This window comes from Acinetobacter sp. WU_MDCI_Abxc222, from assembly GCF_025514755.1.
In the GTDB taxonomy this organism is placed as follows: Bacteria; Pseudomonadota; Gammaproteobacteria; order Pseudomonadales; family Moraxellaceae; genus Acinetobacter; species Acinetobacter geminorum.
On the sequence record NZ_JAHPVG010000007.1, the window covers coordinates 67,936 to 88,237 of the forward strand.

Annotated in this window: 22 protein-coding genes and 2 pseudogenes; 15 read left to right on the forward strand and 9 right to left on the reverse strand. The window is 39.5% G+C overall.

From position 1 onward, the window contains the following. Window positions 1-32: 32 nt before the first annotated feature. Both bfr and KTJ10_RS12030 read right to left on the reverse strand, forming a co-directional pair. Window positions 33-497, reverse strand: a complete 465-nt coding sequence (gene bfr / locus KTJ10_RS12025) for a bacterioferritin (protein WP_005067113.1) — start codon at window positions 495-497, stop codon at window positions 33-35. A 246-nt stretch (window positions 498-743) separates the two neighbouring features. Further along, complete coding sequence (locus tag KTJ10_RS12030) at window positions 744-938, reverse strand: bacterioferritin-associated ferredoxin (protein WP_000289091.1); 195 nt, start codon at window positions 936-938, stop codon at window positions 744-746. 102 nt (window positions 939-1,040) lie between these two features. On the opposite strand from KTJ10_RS12030, the pseudogene KTJ10_RS18005 reads away from it, so the two are divergent. Beyond that, a pseudogene (locus KTJ10_RS18005) lies at window positions 1,041-1,124 on the forward strand (hypothetical protein); the annotation flags it as partial. Window positions 1,125-1,156: 32 nt separating this feature from the next. Here KTJ10_RS18005 and KTJ10_RS12035 read toward each other — a convergent pair. The 5 genes and pseudogenes from KTJ10_RS12035 to gmk form a co-directional block, all read right to left on the reverse strand. Further along, the gene (locus KTJ10_RS12035; RefSeq protein WP_002116996.1) at window positions 1,157-1,540 is read right to left on the reverse strand and encodes a RidA family protein; all 384 of its coding nucleotides are present in this window, start codon (window positions 1,538-1,540) and stop codon (window positions 1,157-1,159) included. A 144-nt stretch (window positions 1,541-1,684) separates the two neighbouring features. Beyond that, window positions 1,685-3,790: a RelA/SpoT family protein gene (locus KTJ10_RS12040; RefSeq protein WP_086355290.1), complete on the reverse strand. Its 2,106-nt coding sequence runs from the start codon at window positions 3,788-3,790 to the stop codon at window positions 1,685-1,687. Window positions 3,791-3,808: 18 nt separating this feature from the next. Further along, a pseudogene (locus KTJ10_RS12045) lies at window positions 3,809-3,961 on the reverse strand (hypothetical protein). A gap of 38 nt (window positions 3,962-3,999) precedes the next feature. Next, entirely contained in the window at window positions 4,000-4,278 is a 279-nt protein-coding gene (gene rpoZ / locus KTJ10_RS12050; protein ID WP_002116990.1) for a DNA-directed RNA polymerase subunit omega, read from the reverse strand. Window positions 4,279-4,350: 72 nt separating this feature from the next. Next, on the reverse strand, window positions 4,351-4,980 hold the full coding sequence (gene gmk / locus KTJ10_RS12055) for a guanylate kinase (RefSeq protein WP_005804544.1): 630 nt from the start codon (window positions 4,978-4,980) through the stop codon (window positions 4,351-4,353). Between the two features lie 122 nt (window positions 4,981-5,102). On the opposite strand from gmk, the gene ispH reads away from it, so the two are divergent. The 12 genes from ispH (at window position 5,103) to rplS (ending at window position 16,191) form a co-directional block, all read left to right on the forward strand. Continuing rightward, complete coding sequence (gene ispH / locus KTJ10_RS12060; RefSeq protein ID WP_002116992.1) at window positions 5,103-6,053, forward strand: 4-hydroxy-3-methylbut-2-enyl diphosphate reductase; 951 nt, start codon at window positions 5,103-5,105, stop codon at window positions 6,051-6,053. Between the two features lie 169 nt (window positions 6,054-6,222). Then, window positions 6,223-6,696, forward strand: a complete 474-nt coding sequence (locus KTJ10_RS12065; RefSeq protein ID WP_032057265.1) for a Tfp pilus assembly protein FimT/FimU — start codon at window positions 6,223-6,225, stop codon at window positions 6,694-6,696. Beyond that, window positions 6,690-7,250 (forward strand): type IV pilus modification protein PilV, encoded by a 561-nt coding sequence (gene pilV / locus KTJ10_RS12070; RefSeq protein WP_080777128.1) that lies wholly within the window; start codon window positions 6,690-6,692, stop codon window positions 7,248-7,250. Before KTJ10_RS12065 ends, pilV begins: the two co-directional genes overlap by 7 nt. Beyond that, entirely contained in the window at window positions 7,250-8,251 is a 1,002-nt protein-coding gene (locus KTJ10_RS12075; RefSeq protein ID WP_032057268.1) for a PilW family protein, read from the forward strand. The genes pilV and KTJ10_RS12075 overlap by 1 nt, the downstream gene beginning before the upstream one ends. After that, window positions 8,248-9,057, forward strand: a complete 810-nt coding sequence (locus KTJ10_RS12080) for a PilX N-terminal domain-containing pilus assembly protein (protein WP_005067126.1) — start codon at window positions 8,248-8,250, stop codon at window positions 9,055-9,057. The genes KTJ10_RS12075 and KTJ10_RS12080 overlap by 4 nt, the downstream gene beginning before the upstream one ends. An 11-nt stretch (window positions 9,058-9,068) precedes the next feature. Then, entirely contained in the window at window positions 9,069-12,923 is a 3,855-nt protein-coding gene (locus KTJ10_RS12085; protein ID WP_262442109.1) for a PilC/PilY family type IV pilus protein, read from the forward strand. Window positions 12,924-12,933: 10 nt separating this feature from the next. Further along, window positions 12,934-13,416, forward strand: coding sequence for a type IV pilin protein (locus tag KTJ10_RS12090; RefSeq protein WP_262442110.1), 483 nt, complete (start codon window positions 12,934-12,936; stop codon window positions 13,414-13,416). Further along, entirely contained in the window at window positions 13,413-13,838 is a 426-nt protein-coding gene (locus KTJ10_RS12095) for a type IV pilin protein (RefSeq protein WP_262442111.1), read from the forward strand. Before KTJ10_RS12090 ends, KTJ10_RS12095 begins: the two co-directional genes overlap by 4 nt. 147 nt (window positions 13,839-13,985) lie before the next feature. Then, window positions 13,986-14,237, forward strand: a complete 252-nt coding sequence (gene rpsP, locus KTJ10_RS12100) for a 30S ribosomal protein S16 (protein WP_000260334.1) — start codon at window positions 13,986-13,988, stop codon at window positions 14,235-14,237. Window positions 14,238-14,256: 19 nt separating this feature from the next. Beyond that, on the forward strand, window positions 14,257-14,805 hold the full coding sequence (gene rimM, locus KTJ10_RS12105) for a ribosome maturation factor RimM (protein WP_002116736.1): 549 nt from the start codon (window positions 14,257-14,259) through the stop codon (window positions 14,803-14,805). A gap of 42 nt (window positions 14,806-14,847) precedes the next feature. Further along, a complete protein-coding gene (trmD, locus tag KTJ10_RS12110; RefSeq protein WP_086265002.1) occupies window positions 14,848-15,603 on the forward strand; it encodes a tRNA (guanosine(37)-N1)-methyltransferase TrmD in 756 nt (251 codons plus the stop codon). Between the two features lie 219 nt (window positions 15,604-15,822). Beyond that, window positions 15,823-16,191: a 50S ribosomal protein L19 gene (gene rplS / locus KTJ10_RS12115; RefSeq protein ID WP_002116654.1), complete on the forward strand. Its 369-nt coding sequence runs from the start codon at window positions 15,823-15,825 to the stop codon at window positions 16,189-16,191. Window positions 16,192-16,242: 51 nt separating this feature from the next. On the opposite strand, the gene KTJ10_RS12120 is transcribed toward rplS, so the two are convergent. Then, on the reverse strand, window positions 16,243-17,184 hold the full coding sequence (locus KTJ10_RS12120) for a lipase family alpha/beta hydrolase (RefSeq protein ID WP_081325856.1): 942 nt from the start codon (window positions 17,182-17,184) through the stop codon (window positions 16,243-16,245). Window positions 17,185-17,299: 115 nt separating this feature from the next. Then, on the reverse strand, window positions 17,300-18,331 hold the full coding sequence (locus KTJ10_RS12125) for a lipase secretion chaperone (RefSeq protein WP_262442112.1): 1,032 nt from the start codon (window positions 18,329-18,331) through the stop codon (window positions 17,300-17,302). Between the two features lie 153 nt (window positions 18,332-18,484). Between KTJ10_RS12125 and truB the strand changes: the two genes are divergently transcribed. Together truB and KTJ10_RS12135 are read left to right on the forward strand one after the other, a co-directional pair. After that, a complete protein-coding gene (truB, locus tag KTJ10_RS12130; protein WP_262442113.1) occupies window positions 18,485-19,390 on the forward strand; it encodes a tRNA pseudouridine(55) synthase TruB in 906 nt (301 codons plus the stop codon). A 19-nt stretch (window positions 19,391-19,409) separates the two neighbouring features. Continuing rightward, window positions 19,410-20,186, forward strand: coding sequence for a sulfite exporter TauE/SafE family protein (locus KTJ10_RS12135; RefSeq protein WP_000525218.1), 777 nt, complete (start codon window positions 19,410-19,412; stop codon window positions 20,184-20,186). Window positions 20,187-20,302 lie beyond the last annotated feature (116 nt).

Sequence of the window (20,302 nt, forward strand, 5' to 3'; positions counted from 1 at the left end):
CCTTAAGTATAAGGGGATTTTTTTATGAGAAATTACATTTGGCTCTGGATATAATTTTCAATACCTACGTTGCCAATAAGATCAATTTGAGTATCTAGCCAGTCCCAGTATTCTTCTTCTTTTTCTAGAATTTCTTGAACAAGGTCACGAGTGACATAGTCTTGCTCTGTTTCAGCTAAAGCAACTGCTTTTTGAATTGCTTCTATATTTTCTTTTACTTTACGAATGTCACAGTGCAGAACTTCTTCTGTGTGTTGACCAATATAAAGCTTGCCTAAATGTTGAAGGTTAGGTAGTCCTTCTAAAAATAAAATACGTTCAATGATTTTATCGGCATGTTTCATTTGACGAATTGATTCTTTATATTCAGCAGAGCCAAGCTGCTCAATTCCCCAGTCATTAAACATGCGCGAATGTAAAAAGTATTGATTAATTGCAGTTAAATGGTGATACAGCACTTGATTGAGCTGATTAATGACATCACGATTGCCTTTCATTGTAGCTACTCCAAAACAATTTCTGCCTCAAACTTAATTAAGGCAATCTATGAATCCATTTTAGTGAACAATCATGGAGATGGCGAGTAATTTATGGAACAGCAAATGAAAATCGCAATCAAAAACAACACAATATTAGAAAGGGTGTTTTCATGCCAAAAAAAACCGCTTGAATGAGGAACTATGAATGTTCCGCAAAAAAAAGCGGTGGAGGAGTCAATAAATTTTGTTAAATATTAATTTTTATTATGCAGCTACAGAAATGCGAGCAGCGATTTCTGCTAATTCTTCGCTAATGATAGCGCGAGCTTCTGGTGCACAGCGTCCACAGCATGTACCAAGATCAAGCAAATCGCGAATTTCACGATAGCTTTCAGCGCCATTTTCAATAGCGTCTTTAATATCCTGATCGGTAATGCCACGACACAAGCAAACGTACATGGGAGTGATCCCCAAATATAAATGCGATAATTGATATTATTGATAATTATTATCGTTTGTCAATGAAATTCATTTAAAATCTCATTTATCATTATTGGGATTTTGAATAAAAAAAGACCACCTAAGCGGAAATCCAAGAAGAATTTAGATTTTTATGCAAAAGTGGTTCATGTTTTAAAAACTAAATAGTGAAATTTAGATATTCTGATTTTTATATCTTATTGATTAATAATTACAATTCCGTCCATTTCCACTAATGCACCTTTTGGCAAGCTTGCTACACCAAGAGCTGCACGTGCAGGGTAGGGCTGAGCAAAATATTCACCCATAATTTGGTTTACGAGTTGGAAATTTGATAGATCAGTTAAAAAAATATTGAGCTTAGCAATATCTGCAAGTGAACCACCAGCAGCTTCACAAACTGCTTTTAAATTATCAAATACACGGCGAATTTGAGCTTCGATACCTTCTACAAGTTCCATACTGTATGGGTCTAAACCAATTTGCCCTGAAAGATATAGCGTATTGTCTACTAAAATAGCTTGAGAGTATGTGCCGATAGCAGCAGGGGCATTTTCAGTATGAATGACTTGGCGGGACATTTGGTTCTCCTTGATTAAATCTATTTCCATCATAATCGATGATAGCTTTGGACAAAAGTATCATCGATTTAATTGATTAAGTGAATTTGGAAAGTTTGATTTTGTTAAGGAAACATAAATCTAGTCAATAGTCTCTATAGAAATTTAGCTTACTTTTGAAATTTCCATTTGCGGAGCAGGAGCATCTAAACGTTCAATGCGCGGGAAACCATAGTGCATGCGTAAATCACGAATGACTTTTGCAATATGCTTACGGTTATTCACTACAATATTCACAAAAGTTCTTTGCTCATTTGAGTGAACCATCTCTACCCCAGCGTTATTTTTACGACATTGATAGATCAGGTCTGATACTTGTTCATCATTCATCGCCATATAAATAGCAAGGTACGCCGTAAACCGGACATCATCTACATCATCTGCTTTCCATTGAAGCGGCATGATATTTTCAGGATGTAGATGCTGTTCATGCAGCAAGTTATGACAGCGAATACGATGCACAATTAACCCGCGACGTGTTAAATGTCCTTGGATTGGATCGCCTAAAATTGGATTGCAACAGTGTGCATATTTAACGTCGACCCCTTCAGTACTTTGAATAAGTCGATCTGAATTTTCTACTTGCGGATGTTTATCATGAGCAAACAAGTGATTTGCTACAAGTTGAGGTAGTAAATCGCCAACCGCAATTTGTTCAAACAATGTATTTTTGTTATCGATATGGCGCCATTGCAATAGATCTAGCCAGTCAGCTTCAGAAAGATCATTGATTGAACGATTAAAAAGTTTTAGTGCTCGAGAAAGCGCTTGTGCACCAACAAGACGTTGTTCTTCGATATCTTGATCTTTAAGCACATGCTGTAATGCACGACGCGCTTTTTGCGTATTAATAAAGCTTAGCCAGTCTGGGTTTGGTGTTGCTAAAACATCAGTAATAATCTCGATAACCTGACCACTAACTAGTGGGGTAGAGAGTGGTTTAATCTCTCCATCGACTTTTGCACCAACTGCATGGTTACCTAAAAATAAACTTGCTGAATAAGCAAAATCAACTACGGTAGCGCCTTGCGGTAGCTCATGCAGTTGGCCATGGGGCGTATATACCCAGATTTTTTCTTGGTGCAGATAATCAAGCAAATCATTAAAAGTTGTTTTAGCACATTCACCGTCAATCAATGTATTTAAGTTCTGCATTGAAGCCTGAATGGCAGAGCGACAAGTTTGCGGCGCATTTTCACCTAACACTACCCCAAAACGGGCAGCTTTACGCATGAGCTCAGTTTGAATGGTAAGAGATAGTGTTGTTTTTTCGCCTTTAAGTTTAATCAATAAAGACTGATTACCGCCGGGTAATGGTCGACGAATGTGGTCTTGGTACTGGATAACCTGAAAGTTTTCTCTTAATGCTTCTTCTAAGCGGTCACAGTCGGCAATGCTTTGCAGAACAATTTCAAAAGCATGACTATGGGTAAGCTCTTGGAGATCCATCTCGTTTTTAACGAAATGGCGTAATAATTCGATATTATTATTTTTCTTTTTAATACGGCCTTGAATATGATAATTATGCAGAAGTTCAGCGAGGTTTTGTTCCCAAATACTTTGATATTTACAGCGTTCTGGCTTTGTCTGTAGCAGAGCATTCTGAACGTTATCAAACATATCAAGGTCAAGGTTTTGATAGCAGAGATTCTCTAGATTATCGCCCATTTCATTCATGCCGACTAATCTTGCCATCGGTACAAATATATCAAAAGTTTCTTGAGCGATACGGGCTCGTTTATCTGGGCGTAAAGCACCTAGAGTTGTCATATTGTGATAGCGATCTGCTAATTTAATAATGATGACACGTGGATCTTGTAAGGTCGCTTGCAGAATTTTTCGGAATGAAGCTGCTTTATTATATTCTTTATCGCTTGATTGGCTAAGTTTGGTTACACCATCGACTAGCTCTGCAACGGTTAGGCCAAACTTGTCAATAATATCTTCTTTTGTATATTGAGTATCTTCAATAACATCATGCAAAAGTGCTGCCATTAAAGTTTCAGCATCTAAACGCATGTTTGCAAGAATGCAACTTACAGCGATAGGGTGCAGAATATAGGGCTCACCACTTTTACGTGTAATGCCAGTATGCGCTAGATCGGCAAAATCGCAGGCAGCAAGCACTTTTTCGACTTCGCTTACCGATAAGTAAGGGTCGATAATTAATTTGAGCTGTTGCTTGGCTTGGCTGACCTCTTCGCCTGGCATAAATCACCCTTTTTCCTATTACTGAAAAACTAAATCTATCTGCTTCTTAATGAAAAGCATATTGCGGAACTTGTCAATTTTTTCATTTGAAAAAGTGTATTTTTTTTTCAATGAAAATAATTGCTTTTCTCAATATCTTTAAATATGGCGCAAAGCCAAATAAAAAACCATCGCAGAAAAACGATGGTTTTTTTATGAAACAGAGTGAATTAGAAAGAAAAACCTTCTAAATTCAAGCTGTTTGTAGAAAGGGCAAGATCAAGACTAGAAGTTTGGTAATCTTGCTCACGTTGTTTAAGAATTTCTTTCGTAACGTGCCCTGCCGCGATTTCGCGCAAAGAAACTACAGTCGGTTTGTCGTTATCCCATTCTACAGTTGGCTCCATGCCTTGACGTGCCAATTGACGAGCACGTTTACTTGCAACGAGCACAAGCTCAAAACGGTTGTCTACATGATCTAAACAATCTTCAACGGTGACGCGTGCCATAAAAGTTCTCGTTCTGGAATGGTAAATTTGAACAGACTAAATAGTATAAAAGGCTTTCGATCTAGACTCAAGTTATTCCTGTTTTGGTTGAGGAGTAATCAAGTCCTGAATTAAAGCTTGATGACGTTTTGCTTGCTGAGATAGCACCAAACGGTTCGCTGTAATTACAGCTTCAAGCTCATGTAAGGCTTTATTAAAATCATCATTGATAATGATGTAATCAAAGTTCGTGTAGTGCTGCATATCTTCTACTGCACAGCTTAAACGATGCTCAATGACTTCAACTGAGTCAGTGCCACGATTAGATAAACGCTGACGTAAATCAAATTGAGTTGGGGGTAAAATGAATATTTGCTTGGATTCAGGAAAAAGTTTGCGTACTTGTTCTGCACCTTGCCAATCAATTTCAAGTAAGACATCGTGTCCTTGAGCTAGCTGTTGTTTTACCGTAGCTTGAGAAGTGCCATAGTAGTTACCAAATACTTCAGCGTATTCGATAAATCCATCATGGTTGACTTGGTCTAGAAATTCATCTTTTGTAGTGAAGTGATAGTGAACACCATCTAACTCACCGGGACGCTGACCTCGGGTTGTATGCGAGACTGAAACATGTAAATTGCTCACACGGTCAAGCAGGGCTTTTACCAAAGATGTTTTGCCCGTTCCTGATGCAGCAGAAACGACAAACAATAGACCCGACATGATATTTTTCCTGATATGATAAAATATCTTCGCTATTGTAGTGTACCGTGCGTTTAAACTGAATAGTTTTAATTGCAAATATTCAAGAGAAATTCCCCTGTTTTATTAATTTTGAGGCTGTTATGGAAATTGTGTTAGCTAATCCGCGTGGTTTTTGTGCCGGTGTTGATCGAGCCATAGCAATCGTCAATCGGGCTTTAGAATGTTTCAATCCTCCTATTTATGTACGTCATGAAGTTGTACACAATAAATTTGTGGTAGATGACTTGCGTCAAAGAGGGGCCGTTTTTGTTGATGAACTAGATCAGGTTCCGGATGACTCAATTGTAATTTTTAGTGCGCATGGTGTTTCAAAAGCAGTTCAACAAGAAGCTGAACGCCGAGGTTTAAAAGTTTTCGATGCGACTTGTCCTTTAGTGACCAAAGTTCATATTGAAGTGACTAAATATGCGCGTGAAGGTACTGAAGCTATTTTAATTGGTCATGAGGGGCACCCGGAAGTCGAAGGTACAATGGGGCAATATGACAAATTAAAAGGCGGTGATATTTATCTGGTTGAAGATGAAGAAGATGTTGCTGCACTTACCGTACGACATCCTGAGAAACTTGCATTTGTAACTCAAACAACGCTTTCTATTGATGATACAGCTAAGGTTATTGATGCTTTGCGTGCAAAATTTCCGCATATTCAGGGCCCACGTAAAGATGACATTTGCTACGCAACTCAAAACAGACAAGATGCTGTGCGTGATTTAGCTGAAAAGTGTGATGTGGTTTTAGTTGTAGGTTCACCTAACTCATCAAACTCAAATCGATTACGTGAGCTTGCAGAGCGTATGGGTAAAGCCGCTTACCTTGTAGATAATGCTGATCAGTTAGAGCAATCATGGTTCAATGAAACTTGCAAAATTGGTGTTACCGCTGGTGCTTCTGCGCCAGAAATTTTGATTAAACAAGTGATTCAACGTTTACAAGATTGGGGTGCTCAAGCACCGAAAGAATTAGATGGGCGTGAAGAGAACATAACCTTTAGTCTTCCTAAGGAATTACGTATTCATGTGACTCAAGCGTAAAGTGTGATGTATTTAATATACTGATTTTAAAAAGTTAAACAGGTAATTGTTGATATGACAGTTATCTGTTTTTTTATACCCTTTATCTGCTTTGTATTTGTTTTGTAAACATAAGACGTAAAATTTAATTAATAAATAAAAAATTTTAAAGTTTATTTGGGGTGTGGGGATGAGGGGAATTATTCCACAAGACGGGTTCACCTTGGTTGAGCTTATGGTGACGATTGCGGTCATGGCTATTATCGCGATGATGGCTGCACCATCTATGTCGAATTTATTAGAAAGCAAACGACTAGATGGAAACCAACGAGATCTAATCAATACTTTATCGGAAGCAAAGAGCCAAGCCATACTTGGTCGACAAGACGTTTCTATTAATCTGAATTCAACAGCTTTAAATACTCCCACTTCCTTGAATTGGAAAGCTGATTCCAATAACAGTCTTGAGCTTAAAAATATCGCTGCTGATGGTACGCAGAGTTCGTTAACAGCGACGACTTTAACTTTTAATGCGAATGGGGTGATAACCAATATCGCCCAAGACACACTTTTATCTATCTGTAATTCAAAAATAAATAAAAAGAAAATTCTTATTCTAACAAAGCTTGGCACATTAATTTTTAAAGCTGAGGAGACATGTTAATGCAGGGCTCTAAACAAAAAGCTCAAGTTGGGGTGGGTTTATTAGAAGTGTTGGTTGCCCTAATTTTAATTGCGATAGGGGTTTTAGGATATATTGCCTTGCAAGTCCGGGCTATGGATGCTTCTTCAGAGGCATTAAGTAAATCTCAAGCGATTATGATCATGAGAGGATTAGCAGAAAACATTCGCGTAAATAGTTCTCAAGCTAGTCAGTATCCTGCATTTGTCCGTAGTTATAGCAACTATTCATCTGCCACCACTGCTCCTACTTTGTGTTTCAATGCAGCTTGTACACCTTCTCAGCTTGCCCAATTTGATGCATATCAAGCAGCAAGAAATGCTGATCAACTTGGCATGAAAATCACAATGACGAATTGCCCAGGGGTTACAAGCACAATGGCCCAGCAGAGGCAATGTTTGTTTGTTTTTTGGGGAAAAACCGCTCCAGTAATTACAACAAATGAGGGAGTCACTAGCGCGGATGTGTCGAGTTGTATGAGTACAAATGGCGTTTATGTCAATAATTCGAACTGTTTAATGATGGAGGCATATTAATGGCTCACTCATTTGTATCGTGGAAACAACGAGGCTTTACATTAATTGAGCTGATGGTGGCATTGGCTTTAGGTCTAATTTTGGTGGCCGCGGCGACTCAATTATTTATTGGTGGACTTCTATCAAGTCGTCTACAAAAAGCAAATGCTGAAATACAAGATAGCGGTATTTTTGGATTGGAATATATTGCCCGAGATATACGCCTTCTAAATTATGGGAATGTAACCAATCCAATATTAACTGATACAACCCCTTGGGGTGGTGTTGTATTAACTGGCTCAACTGCAACCAATAATAACAATGTTAATTTTGTCCCTAACGTTGGAACAAATACCTATATTGCTGACACATTACTCAGTCGTGGTGCCGGCGATACGGTGAGTACCGTGAGTAATCATTGGAAAGGTCTTTCAAATATACAGAATAGTTCAAATGCAGTTGTGCAAAGTGATCAATTGACTATCCAATTTATTGCGCCTACGAATATGACCAATTGTGAAGGTGTGAATGTACTTGCAGGTGATTTAATTGTAGAGCGTTATTTTTTACGTCTGGATAGTAATGGTAGTTCCCAGCAAGATTATGCTCTTGCATGTGATGCAAATACTCCCTCAGCTGTAGCCACAGCTCAACCGACTACTATTGCTGGGTTGGGCGACGCTGGTCAAATTGTATTGCCGCGTATTGATCATTTCCATGTGCTGTTTGGTGCAAAAAATGCGGCTGGCAATTTTGCTTATTATACCATTCCCCAATATCGCGCTGCTGCACAGGCTGCTCGAGATGCTACACCATCTGTGATGCCGCCACGAATTCTTTCAATACAAATATCTGTATTAGCGCGCTCTACTAATAATGCCCAAAGCAAAGCAATAGATCCTGAGCAATCTTTTTTTATGTTAGATCAAACCGTGCATGCTTCTGATAATACAACTCGATTCTTACGCCGCACTTATAACTTAACAATTGCTCTACGCAACGCGATGGGGGAAAGTCTATGACCCATTTAATTCATAAAAGTCGATCTAAAGAAAAAGGGGCAACCCTTATTGTTGTACTTATTATTTTATTAATTGTTATTTCTGTAGGTGTTTTAGCAATAAGAGTGGCTATTGTTTCTTTAAAAGTTGCTACCAATAGCCAAGTGAGCCAATTAAATTTTCAGTCATCTGACACACCTTTAGAACTCATTGTGCAGATGAATCCTACCACCCTAACTAATATTACCAATGTGATTGGCGCCGCGCTCAAAGAGCATGAAAGTAACCCAGGCGCAGAATACAACTTTTGTTATAAGCCTGTTTCTACAGCAACAAATTTTGCTCAAACCAGAGGTGCAAGTTTACTTCGAGCAGGAAGTGCCAATAATGCGGTTGTCGAAGATGGCGGAGTGGCGGGTTTCTGCAATTTAACAACTGACTATGGAAGTAATCGTCAAGCAGTGGTTACCCAAGTTGCTGTAAGTGTTCCAACAGATGCTGCTAGCGATATCCCAGGTTCAAATTTACCACGAGGAACAAACACCTCGGAAGGTACGCAACTTCCTAAAAGCATGTTGTCTACGCAACGTATTCGAGTGATCACAACTGCGTTTTTGCCAGCCTATGCTTCTACCTCTATTGAAACTTTACAAAGAGATTGCTTAAGCACGAGTTCGGCAAAAATTAGCGACAATTTTGATACCGCATTAACGGCTAAACAAACATTGGCGGAATGTTTGGCAAATCATAACGTGCCTTTTAGTACTCAAGTTCAAGAATTTAACTATACCAATAAACTCACTCAAATTACGGCACCAGGTTCATAATGGGGAATATCGTGAAACTAAAATTGAAGAATTTTAAGCCAAATAATTTATGGTATGCCATCTGTTCGAGTTCGGTTGCTTTTACATGGCTAATGACAAGCTCCGTTGTGCAGGCGAGTGATTTACAAATTTATGCTTCACCTACAGCGGGTAAAAAAACCATTGTGATGATGTTGGATACATCAGGAAGTATGACCAACAATAGTTATGGCGAAAACCGTCTGGCTATGCTTAAAAATGGTATGAATGCTTTTTTAGCAAGTAATAATCCTGTTTTAAATGACACTCGTGTGGGGTTGGGAAATTTCTCTGCAAATGGTGATAGCCGAAGTGGGCAGGTTCTAGTGGCTGCCGCTCCTTTAGGTGATGCGAGTACTTTAAATACAGTGGGTTCTCAACGTTATAAATTAAAACAGGCTGTTGCAAATTTAACTGCTGGCGGGTCAACGCCTTCAGCACATGCTTATGCGGAAGCTGCTGCTTATTTGATGGGTACAACGACCTATTCAGAGGCAAATTATGCTATTCGAAAAGATAGCTATATAAAGCGTGTGCGAAAATCTGATAATAGAACGGAATACTCATATTGTACGAATTATCGCGATTCACAAATCGATACTACAAATCTATGGCAACCTTGTCGTTCTAATAACTATTGGAGTAACTGGTCAACTTCTAATCCGGGTGTGGATACGGCAACTGCTTATGATACTTCGTCGGATTGGACCTATTCTTATACTTATTACTACACCACTTTTAATTATGCTGTAGCAAATGCAGATAGTGGTATCCCAAAATCAAAATCAAACGATACAGCCAGCAATCCGAATATTGTTGTAGATAGAAATGCTTCTAATTTAAATGCTATTTACCAATCTCCTTTGCCTGCGGTGGCCAATCGCCAGAGTTGTGATGGGCAGGGCATTTACTTTTTATCAGATGGGGAACCGAACAATACAACAAATACACGTTCGGCAACTGTCATGTCGACAGCCCTAGGCAGCACTTTGGGAGCAAATTTTACTTGTTCTGGAGGTTTATCTAACACGACAGCAGACTCTGGTTGGGCCTGTATGGGGGAATTTGCAAAAAGATTATTTGATAAAACAAAAAATCCAGCTGGAGTTTCTATTCAAACAGCATTTGTCGGTTTTGGTAGTGACTTTTCTAGTTTAAGTTCTTCTGATGTAAAAAATGCCTGTCGTTTAAGTTCGAGAACCCAATCTGATCGTAAAAGTGATGATAATTGTTCGCCGAATCAGACCACAAATGCGGTCGCTGCACCTGGTTATGGAAATGGAGGATTTTTCCCTACCCAAAGTGCGCAAGGTGTAACAGATAGTGTTATCGCATTTATTAATAACTTAGATAAAGTTCCTTTAGAACCCTTAACCACAGGTGCTATCTCTGTTCCTTATGATGCACTAAATCCTAAAAATTTACAGGAATATGGTTACTTACGTGCTTTTGAGCCAAACCCGGCTAACACCTACTTAACATGGCGAGGAAATTTAAAGAAATATCATGTTGTTTTATCGGGAACAAATGCTGGCGCTTTTGAAGCTAATACTGGTGGGTTGGTTTACAACGCAACTGGGGCATTTAGAACGGGTACAAAAGATTATTGGAATAGCTCTACTTATAATGATGGAGGTAAAGTCTTTTTTGGTGGTTCATATGCAAAAGTTCCTTTACCAATTGCGGGACAAAATGAAACACGTGATGAAGAAGGAAATATCACAAAATATTATTACGCAGTACAAACTAAAATCCGCAACTTATTTACTGATGTTTCCGCCGTCGCATCAGATGGTAGCTTAACGAAGCTATCAACTTCTGGAACTAATTTGCTAAAAATTCCAGCTACTCCACCAGAAGGAACTAATCCTTTTGATAGTGTGGCTAATACAGCAAGTTATGTTTTAGGAAAATTTAATGCATCAACGGGACAAGATATTTTAAAAGCTTTCCCGATTAGCTTGAAATTAAAAATATTAAATTATCTAGGTTACTCAACTGATATTAGCGCTACGACTTTACCTTCGTCATTAGTTACATCGAATGAACCATATTTATCGATGGGCGGTAGTATTCACTCTTTACCGGTACAGCTTACCTATAATGGAACATTAGATGAAAATGGGAATTTAACATCTGCGCGTGAACAATCCATTCTCTATGGAACGATGGAAGGTGGTCTGCATATTGTGGATGCCTCAACTGGCGTAGAACAAATGGCTTTCGTTCCCGCTGATATATTAAATGATCCAGTTGCATCAAAAGCTTTAGTGGTTGGCCAAAGTGATGCCTCAGCTCCTGCTCACGGTATGGATGGGGCTTGGGTATCTGACCCTGCATATAGTATTACTACAACGGGAAGCGGTAGCTCAGCAGTATCAAAAGTAACTGCAAAGCAAATGAATATTTATGGTGGTATGCGAATGGGGGGCAGCAGCTATTATGGCTTAAATGTCTTAAATCCTGCTTCACCTAAGCTCCTGTTTAGAGTAGGAGCAGATCAAACTGATTATAGTCGTATGGGGCAGAGTTGGTCTAAACCTGTACTTGCAAATATACGTTATAACGGGGTTATTAAACGGGTTATGATTGTTGCTGGTGGCTACGACCAATGTTATGAAAACCCGAATATTACTTTGAGTAACTCTTGCTTTACGAATGGAAAAGCAAAAGGAAACGCTGTTTATATTATTGATGCTAAAACTGGGCAGCGCTTATGGTGGACTAGTGATACAGGCTCTAATATAGATAACTCTAATATGAAGCACAGTATTGTTAGTCGCATTAGTACCTTAGATCGAGATGCTGATGGTTTGGTAGATCATTTATATTTTGGCGATTTAGGTGGGCAAATTTTCCGTATCGATCTTAATAATAACCAGACAAAAACAAATTCAACTTATAGCAGTTTCGGTATTCGAGTTGTTCGATTAGCTAATTTGGCAACGAATGATTCAACTTACGATGCTTCGAACGACTATACCGCTGGGCATGCGCCGCGTTTTTATGAACCGCCAACAGTGACAATTCACGATTACGGAATCCGCACTTTTATTACTGTAGGTATTGCTTCAGGTGACCGTAGTACACCTTTAGATGTTTATCCTCTTACAGGTCGTGAGGGGATGTCACCGAGCACGGCATTAAGCGGAAGACCTGTAAACAACGTTTATGGAATTATCGATAAAGACTTTATTAAAAAGAATTTAATGTCTTTGACTGATAGCCAACTTGAAACAAAAGATATTACTCGATCGACGCTTCGAAAAAATCCACAAATTTTACGATCTGGAGAAACACGAGTAGCACAGATTTTCTTTCCCAACACTGGGGCGGGACAAAATGGTTGGTATCGCTCACTTTCTAGTATGAGCGATGGTACAGAGAAAGCTAATAATAGTTTCCGTATTAAAGGTGGGCTAAAAGCTTTTGAAGAGCCTATGGCAATTACAGGGACTTTAATTGTGCCTGTTTATGACCCGCAGGGAACAGGTATTGTAGCGGCAGACCCATGTTTACCGCGTGTAGTAGGTGAAACCGATCAACAGACTTACTGTTTACCATTTGGTGCCTGTCTTAATTCTGATGGAACGATTAATCGTGATAAAGAAGAGGATAGCGGGTTTCAAACACAAACGGGTAGTAACTGCCCAGCAGGAGTTTCTGAATGTAATAAAAACGTTATTGGCTCAGGTATCCGTGGCGTAGCATTTGTGCCAAAAAGAGATGAACCTCCAGTGACTAATAGTTGTGGAAAATTACAACTGGCTGGAAACGAGAGTGGGACAGGCGAGTGGCAGTGTACAAGTCATTTAGTTCCTACGCGTTGGTATGAGCGTTATCGCTAAGGGATTATTTATGAATAAATACTATATCCAGCGGTTTAATCAGGGTGTTACCTTGATTGAACTCATGGTTGTCATCATGATTGTCGCTATTTTTGCTTCGATTGCTATCCCTTCATATCAAAGTTATAGCCGCAGAGCGACTGCCTCTGCTGCTAAAGGTGAAATTCTAAAATTGGCAGAACAGTTGGAACGACATAAATCCAAGAACTTTACCTATAGAGGATTTACGACCACATCTGTAACGTTACCACGGGGTGGTTATACAATTGAAATTAGTGATGATACGACGACAGGAAATTTATTGACGAATGCTGCTGCAAATGGGCAAACATGGGTCATTAAAGCGACAACTACAGATTCAAGAAACTTTAATTTTATTGCTAAGAATTCAGGTTTGCGTTGCCAAAGTTTAACACCTACGGCTGTTGATAATGACTGTGGTGGAACAGTCACTTGCAATGTATGTGAAACAAATAGTGAGAATTGGCAATGAAAAATGGTTTTACCTTAATAGAACTCATGATTGTAGTAGCAATAATTGCAATTTTAGCAGCTATAGCGACACCTTCGTATTTGCAGTATTTACGCAAAGGACATCGTACAGCTGTTCAATCTGAAATGATGAATATTGCCCAAACATTAGAATCAGAAAAAGTAGTTCACAATCGTTATCCGTCGAATGCGACGATTACTTTGATTTATGGGTCTAGTGTCAGCCCTCAACAAGGCCAAGCCTTATATAACTTAGCTTTTGCTAGCATAACTGATTCAAGCTGGGTGTTAACTGCTACACCTATTGCTACTAGTTCTCAAGCTGGTGATGGGATCATTTGTCTTAATGATCAAGGGCAAAAATTTTGGGCAAAAGGTGCAACGAATTGTGCGTTATCTGCCGCATCAAATTGGCTACAGTAATTTTAAATTCAAAACTGCGGATAACTCAAAAAATAATCTTTCTTTCAGGGCGAAAATCACGTAGAATGTCGCCCTCTATGAAAGGGGTTTGAAGTGTTGCCGATGGTCGGCGCAGGGATAATCCGTAAGAATTATAAGGCTTTTATCATGGTTGTTATTCGTTTAGCACGTGGCGGCGCAAAAAAACGTCCATTCTATCAAATCGTTGTGACTGACAGCCGCAATGCACGTGATGGTCGTTTCATCGAGCGTATCGGTTTCTTTAACCCGACTGCACAAGGTCAAGCAGAAAAACTTCGTTTAGATGCAGACCGTTTTGCTCACTGGGTTTCTCAAGGTGCTCAACCTTCTGAACGTGTTGCTTCTTTAGCTGCTCAAGCTAAAAAAGCTACTGCATAATTTTTGTAGTAGGTAGCCCATGACATCAACACAGAATGTTCCCGAAGATCGTATTCAGATTGGACAGTTACGTTCAGCTTATGGATTGAATGGGTGGCTCTGGGTGTATTCAAATACAGAACCTATGAGCAACATGTTTGACTACCTGCCTTGGTACATTGAGACCAAGGCCGGTTGGCAAACAATAGATGTAAAACGTTGGAAACCACATGGCAAAGGCCTAGTTGTTGCGTTGAAAGGTGTGAGTGATCGCACTGGAGCGGAAAGCTTGGTTGGCGCTAATATCTGGATTGCTAAGTCTCAACTGCCAAAAGCAGATGTAGATGAGTACTACTGGTCAGATTTAAAAGGCTTAACCGTGTTAGGTCTTGATGAAGAAGAACAGGAAGTCAACTTAGGGAAAATTCATGAGTTGTTTGAAACTGGAGCTAATGATGTGATGGTGGTGCATGCTACCCCTGACAGCATTGATTCAGAAGAGCGCATGATTCCTTGGCATAAAGATGTAGTACAACGTGTTGATCTTGAAGCTGGTCGTATTTACGTCAATTGGGGCGTAGATTATTAATCCCTTTAGGATTAATACAGCAGGAAAATAGAGGAGTCTGTAATGTTTTTTGCAGTCATTACGCTTTTTCCTGAAATGTTTGAAGCGATTACAGCCTACGGCATCAGCGGACGTGCGGCAAAACGAGATATTGTACAAGTCACTTGTATTAATCCTCGTGATTTTGCTGAGGGAAACTACAGAAGAGTGGATGAACGTCCATTTGGTGGTGGCCCCGGTATGGTGATGATGGCTGAGCCTTTGGCGAAAGCAATTTCATATGCCAAACAGCTTGCCTCACAAGCAGGACATGTTAATGTCCCTGTGGTGTATATGTCCCCACAAGGCAAAACCTTAAATGAACAGGCAGTAAAGCAGTTTGTCGATTATGACGGCTTAATCGTACTGTGTGGACGTTATGAGGGAGTAGATGAACGTTTGATCCAGCATTATGTTGACCAAGAATGGTCAATTGGTGATTATGTTTTATCTGGTGGTGAACTGCCCGCTATGGTGTTACTTGACAGTATTATTCGCCGTTTGCCGAATGTAATGTCAGATGAACAATCAGCAGTACAAGATTCTTTTGTTGACGGTCTTTTAGATTGTCCGCAATATACAAAGCCTGACCATTTTGAAGGGCTGGATGTGCCAGAGGTATTAAAATCTGGACATCATGGCAATATTGAAAAATGGCGTTTTTTGCAGCGATATCAAAGAACTCTAGAGCGCCGACCAGAGTTGGTTGAAAACGTAGAGTTGACTAAGCAGCAAAAAAAATGGCTAAAAGATACGCAAGTGAATAACGGTAACTCTTAATCGTTATTCTCAAGAACGAAAGTTCTGCAACAAGACGAGAAGCAATGCTTCGAGTTAAAGCATAATTCTATTTAATGAATAGTTTTATGTAAATTTAAAGGCTCTTTATAGACATATTGTCGTAAAGGGAAAGATAAACGGGTTGATATGCGCTTTAGCCTCTATCCCCAGCGGAAATTCAGACCTCTTCTGACTCCGCACATATTGGAGATTCCCACAATGAGTGGTAAACATCCTTTAGTTCAAGCTGTTGAAAATGCACAGTTAAAATCTGATATCCCTGCTTTTGCTCCTGGTGATACTGTCATCGTTCAAGTAAAAGTAAAAGAGGGTGATCGTGAACGTCTTCAAGCATTTGAAGGTGTTGTAATCGCTAAGAAAAACCGTGGTTTGAACTCTGCGTTCACAGTACGTAAAATTTCTAGCGGTGTTGGTGTAGAGCGTGTATTCCAAACTCACTCGCCAGTTGTTGCTAAAATCGAAGTGAAACGTCGTGGTGACGTTCGTCGTGCTAAACTTTACTACCTTCGTGACTTGTCTGGTAAAGCTGCACGTATTCGTGAAAAATTACCAGCTCGTAAAGCGTAAGCTTATAGCGAGTAAAAAAATGCGCCTTTTGGCGCATTTTTTGTTTAAAAACTATAGTCCTTGAAGTTTCAGACGATTTGCATGTTGACGATAAACCGAGACAGGATCGGAAGCAAAAATAGAACGTATACCAAGTACTTGGTTCACTTCATCTAAATGATTCCAGTTGTAATCATCACGAATTGTTTTACCAAATTTGGCACTGCATCGGGAAACAAGTCCATCATTATCACCAAATGGATCGACTACTAAACTACTGCCTGTAAGAGCAATATCAAATGGATCTAATGGATTGGTCAGCGCTTTATTCCCCGAGAAAGAATACATATAAATGCCTTTCTCTTGATATGTCCCTTCACCACAAGAAGTAGTTGGTACACCCATAGGGAACTGAGCATTAAATTGAGCTGAACCTTGAGTTGATAAGCTATGAGCACCTGCTAAAGAGTCGTGAGGATAGCTTGTTGGGTCTAGTCCTCCTGCCCAAGTAATTGCTGCTGAAAACCAGTTTACTAACGTTGCTATTCCAGACAGAGGAGTACCCTCAACTTTCAGTATAACATCTGCCATTGGTGATCCCTTATGAGGTGCACCTATCGTGGTGAGTGAGGCAACTTTCTCTGGCATGATGCCGGCCACATAACGAATTGTCGGGCCCCCATGGCTATGACCGATCAAGTTGACTTTAGGCTTACCGGTAATAGCAATGATCTCTTCTACTTGCTGGGCAAGTTGTTCACCACGCACTTCTGTTGAGTTAAAAGGTGACACTCTGGTTGCCCAGACATTTCCTCCATTACGAGCAAGATCCGGAAGAATTTGGTACCAGTAATCGAGACCAAGTGTATCTGTCCCAACTCGGTTAAAACCTGCCATACCGTGGTTAAAAACCAGTGGATATTTGGTTTGTGCGTAAGATGAATAGACGAACGAGTTTTTAACTTGTTCAGCATTGGTGGCATGGGCCGCTGAAATACTCAATCCTGAGAGCATTGCAGCGCAAAAAAACGTTAACTTCCTTTTCATTTTTTACTCACTATTTTTATTTTGTATGAAAAGCAGCTTCTTACTGCTAGTGCTTGTTTAGCCAGTCCCTAATAGGAAAGACTTAATAATTAAATGGCAGTTCACCTCCCTGATCATAGACCGTTTCAAAAGTTCGAAGTCTTAATTGTTCTTGTGCTGAATTAAATTGTTGTTGCCGTAATTGTTGTATGGCTTGATTTTTAGCACTATCACTCATATTGCTTTTAATAATTTCATCTCGTCCACTTAGGTAGCTTGTGACCCTCTGCTGCCAAGCACTACGCTGCGTATCTAAAGTTTCTAGCCTTTGAGTTGCTTCAGCTCCGACGAGTGCTGTACGCATTTGTCTAAGCTCTTCTGCTGAACCATGACGAGCTTTAATTTGTTTGGTCAGTGTATGTAAGTCATCGAGTTTAGAAAGTTCTTGTAGGTTTTGTTGCCAGTCTTCTGGTAGCTGTTCAAAGCGTTCTTTAAGCTTTTGAGCCTTTTCAATTTCGCTTGAAGAAGAGTCCTCAAGTATTTGCATACGATCTAGCGTGTAGTTCTGATAGATATCTTCATTTGAGAAGAGTCCTTCAATTTCAGCGGCCGAAAAGAAACGTTTTCTTAGATCTTGAATTGAATTAAAGATTTTTTGAAAGTAATTTTTATCTTGTTGTTTTGACGAGGGCGTTTGGATTTGAGCAAGCTGTTCACGATATTTTAAGTAGCGACCCCATAAATCCAGAATCTGTGAGCGAGCTGGCTCTAAATATTTTCCCTGAATAAATTGTCCAAAGTGATTTTTAATTTGCTCTAAATCATTTTCTCCATATTGGGTAATAAAATATTCAAAGCAGTCACGAGTTTGACTGTTAACAACCAAATGTTGGGAACTATCAATTTTTAACTGACAGTTAACTTCAGTATCTTGCTGACTTTTACTATGGTAAGCATCTGCATTTAGCGATGAATGATTTGTAGGTGGAATAGATGCTAAGCTTTTAGCTTCGTTCTGATTTAGTTGAGTCGATGTATTTTTTGATTCTGGGCTTAGCCAATATACACATGCAATGAGGCTCAAAATAAAAAATCCGAGCACGCACCACAATACCTTCTTCTGCATCCCTTGCATAAAGATATCTTCCTTAAGTTTTAATTTGTTGTTTTTTTACTCGATCATTAATGTGCCATAAAATAAGTGAAAAGGCACCTAAATATTGTGAAAATATCTTGCCGAATTTGCTAACATGTCGGCACTTTTTTCTAGCTTTGTGTTCCAGTAAAAATGACGACAAAAAATCAAAAAATTTCTCGTCGCCATATTAGTGGTGTATTTCTATTAAATAAACCATTAGGCTTAAGTTCAAATGCGGCTTTGCAAAAAGTGCGTTGGTTATATCGCGCCCAAAAAGCGGGCCATACTGGAGCGTTAGATCCCTTGGCGACAGGTTTGCTCCCGATTTGTTTGGGAGAAGCAACCAAGTTCTCACATTATTTGCTGGACTCAACAAAGCGTTATCAAACCACTGTTCGATTGGGACAGACCACTACAACAGGTGATGTGGAAGGGGAGATTTTACAAGAGCGTCCTATTCCGGTGCTTAGCCAAGAACTTATTGAACAAACCTTAGAGAAATTTAGAGGAGATATTCAACAAGTTCCACCCATGTATTCGGCTTTGAAAAAAGAAGGTAAGCCGTTATATGAGTTGGCGAGAAAAGGTATAGAGATTGAGCGTGAAGCGCGTCCAGTCACGATTTATGCTTTAGAGCTTATTGAATTTACCGAAAATACTATCACTCTGGATGTAACCTGCTCTAAAGGTACATACATCCGTGTATTAGGTGAAGATATTGGTGAAGCACTTGGTTGTGGTGGGCATTTAACGATGCTAAACCGGACTCAAACAGGACATTTTGAGCTTATACCGAGTTATACCGTTGAATATCTGGAAAGTTTAACAGAAGAGCAAAGAGAAGCTTTGCTACTTCCAGTTTATGCACCAGTTGACCATTTCCTAAAAATTCAAGTTCCGGAAGGGCGTGAAAAATATTTTTGCAACGGTTTAGAAAGCAATATTGAGCATTCTGCAGAAGCAGAAGTTTTGGTGTTTTCGGGTGAGCGCTGTTTAGGTTTGGCCGAGATTACCGATAAAAAACGGTTGGTACCTAAGCGTATCTTAAATTTGTAGTAGATGTAGAGTATAGAGCATGGGCATGGAATGGGATGTTATCCTTAGTTTGATCTTTTTTGCGTTTACTGCAGGAGCAATTGATGCTGCTGTAGGCGGCGGTGGACTCATCCAGATTCCTGGGATCATGAGCACTTTTCCTAACATGTCGACTGCTACGGTGATTGGTACCAATAAAGTCTCATCCATTTTTGGTACTGCATCGGCGGCTTATACATTTGCTAAAAAAGTAAAGTTGCAATGGAAGCTTCTAGCAGTTATTGCCATTTGTGCCTTGATTAGTTCTTTTGCCGGCGCGGCATGCTTATCACTTATTCCTCAATCGGTATTGCGTCCTTTCGTTTTCGTAATGTTGATTGTGATTGCGATTTATACCCTAGTTAAAAAGAACTTCGGTCAAGTTCATACCGAGCAAAAAATTACCACGAAAATGTTAATTTTAGCTGGTATCGGTAGTTTGGCGATTGGTTTTTACGACGGTATTTTTGGGCCGGGTACTGGCAGTTTCTTTATTTTCTTCTTTATCCGTTTTTTACAAGTTGATTTCTTGCATGCTTCAGCTTTGTCAAAAATCGGTAATTTTATGACTAACTTAGCTGCGCTGAGTTTTCTCATCCCAACTGGTCACGCTATTTTACATATTGGTTTAATGATGGCAGCGGCTAACGTACTTGGTTCTATTGTTGGGGTACGTACCGCGCTTAAGTACGGTAGTGGTTTTGTGCGTATTATCTTTTTAATCTTGGTGAGTATTCTGATTTGCCGTTTGGGCTATCAAATGTTTGTTACGGGTTAAATAAGATTGAAAGTATGAGCTGTCCCTAAAATGCAGTTCATACTTTTATGTATCATTTAAAGCTAGAAATATAAAAATCATTACAGAAATTTACTAGAAAGAAAACTGTGTAAAAA

Excerpts from the sequence above, each read along its gene's own strand:
- KTJ10_RS12075 (WP_032057268.1), top strand. The coding sequence starts at position 7,250 with ATGGCTCACTCATTTGTATCGTGGAAACAACGAGGCTTTACATTAATT.
- rpsP (WP_000260334.1), top strand. The coding sequence starts at position 13,986 with ATGGTTGTTATTCGTTTAGCACGTGGCGGCGCAAAAAAACGTCCATTC.
- rplS (WP_002116654.1), top strand. The coding sequence starts at position 15,823 with ATGAGTGGTAAACATCCTTTAGTTCAAGCTGTTGAAAATGCACAGTTA.
- bfr (WP_005067113.1), bottom strand. The coding sequence starts at position 497 with ATGAAAGGCAATCGTGATGTCATTAATCAGCTCAATCAAGTGCTGTAT.
- KTJ10_RS12035 (WP_002116996.1), bottom strand. The coding sequence starts at position 1,540 with ATGTCCCGCCAAGTCATTCATACTGAAAATGCCCCTGCTGCTATCGGC.
- KTJ10_RS12125 (WP_262442112.1), bottom strand. The coding sequence starts at position 18,331 with ATGCAAGGGATGCAGAAGAAGGTATTGTGGTGCGTGCTCGGATTTTTT.
- KTJ10_RS12065 (WP_032057265.1), top strand. The coding sequence starts at position 6,223 with ATGAGGGGAATTATTCCACAAGACGGGTTCACCTTGGTTGAGCTTATG.
- KTJ10_RS12030 (WP_000289091.1), bottom strand. The coding sequence starts at position 938 with ATGTACGTTTGCTTGTGTCGTGGCATTACCGATCAGGATATTAAAGAC.
- trmD (WP_086265002.1), top strand. The coding sequence starts at position 14,848 with ATGTTTTTTGCAGTCATTACGCTTTTTCCTGAAATGTTTGAAGCGATT.
- pilV (WP_080777128.1), top strand. The coding sequence starts at position 6,690 with ATGTTAATGCAGGGCTCTAAACAAAAAGCTCAAGTTGGGGTGGGTTTA.
- rimM (WP_002116736.1), top strand. The coding sequence starts at position 14,257 with ATGACATCAACACAGAATGTTCCCGAAGATCGTATTCAGATTGGACAG.
- KTJ10_RS12095 (WP_262442111.1), top strand. The coding sequence starts at position 13,413 with ATGAAAAATGGTTTTACCTTAATAGAACTCATGATTGTAGTAGCAATA.
- rpoZ (WP_002116990.1), bottom strand. The coding sequence starts at position 4,278 with ATGGCACGCGTCACCGTTGAAGATTGTTTAGATCATGTAGACAACCGT.
- KTJ10_RS12080 (WP_005067126.1), top strand. The coding sequence starts at position 8,248 with ATGACCCATTTAATTCATAAAAGTCGATCTAAAGAAAAAGGGGCAACC.
- truB (WP_262442113.1), top strand. The coding sequence starts at position 18,485 with ATGACGACAAAAAATCAAAAAATTTCTCGTCGCCATATTAGTGGTGTA.
- KTJ10_RS12120 (WP_081325856.1), bottom strand. The coding sequence starts at position 17,184 with ATGCTCTCAGGATTGAGTATTTCAGCGGCCCATGCCACCAATGCTGAA.
- KTJ10_RS12040 (WP_086355290.1), bottom strand. The coding sequence starts at position 3,790 with ATGCCAGGCGAAGAGGTCAGCCAAGCCAAGCAACAGCTCAAATTAATT.
- ispH (WP_002116992.1), top strand. The coding sequence starts at position 5,103 with ATGGAAATTGTGTTAGCTAATCCGCGTGGTTTTTGTGCCGGTGTTGAT.
- KTJ10_RS12090 (WP_262442110.1), top strand. The coding sequence starts at position 12,934 with ATGAATAAATACTATATCCAGCGGTTTAATCAGGGTGTTACCTTGATT.
- KTJ10_RS12135 (WP_000525218.1), top strand. The coding sequence starts at position 19,410 with ATGGGCATGGAATGGGATGTTATCCTTAGTTTGATCTTTTTTGCGTTT.
- gmk (WP_005804544.1), bottom strand. The coding sequence starts at position 4,980 with ATGTCGGGTCTATTGTTTGTCGTTTCTGCTGCATCAGGAACGGGCAAA.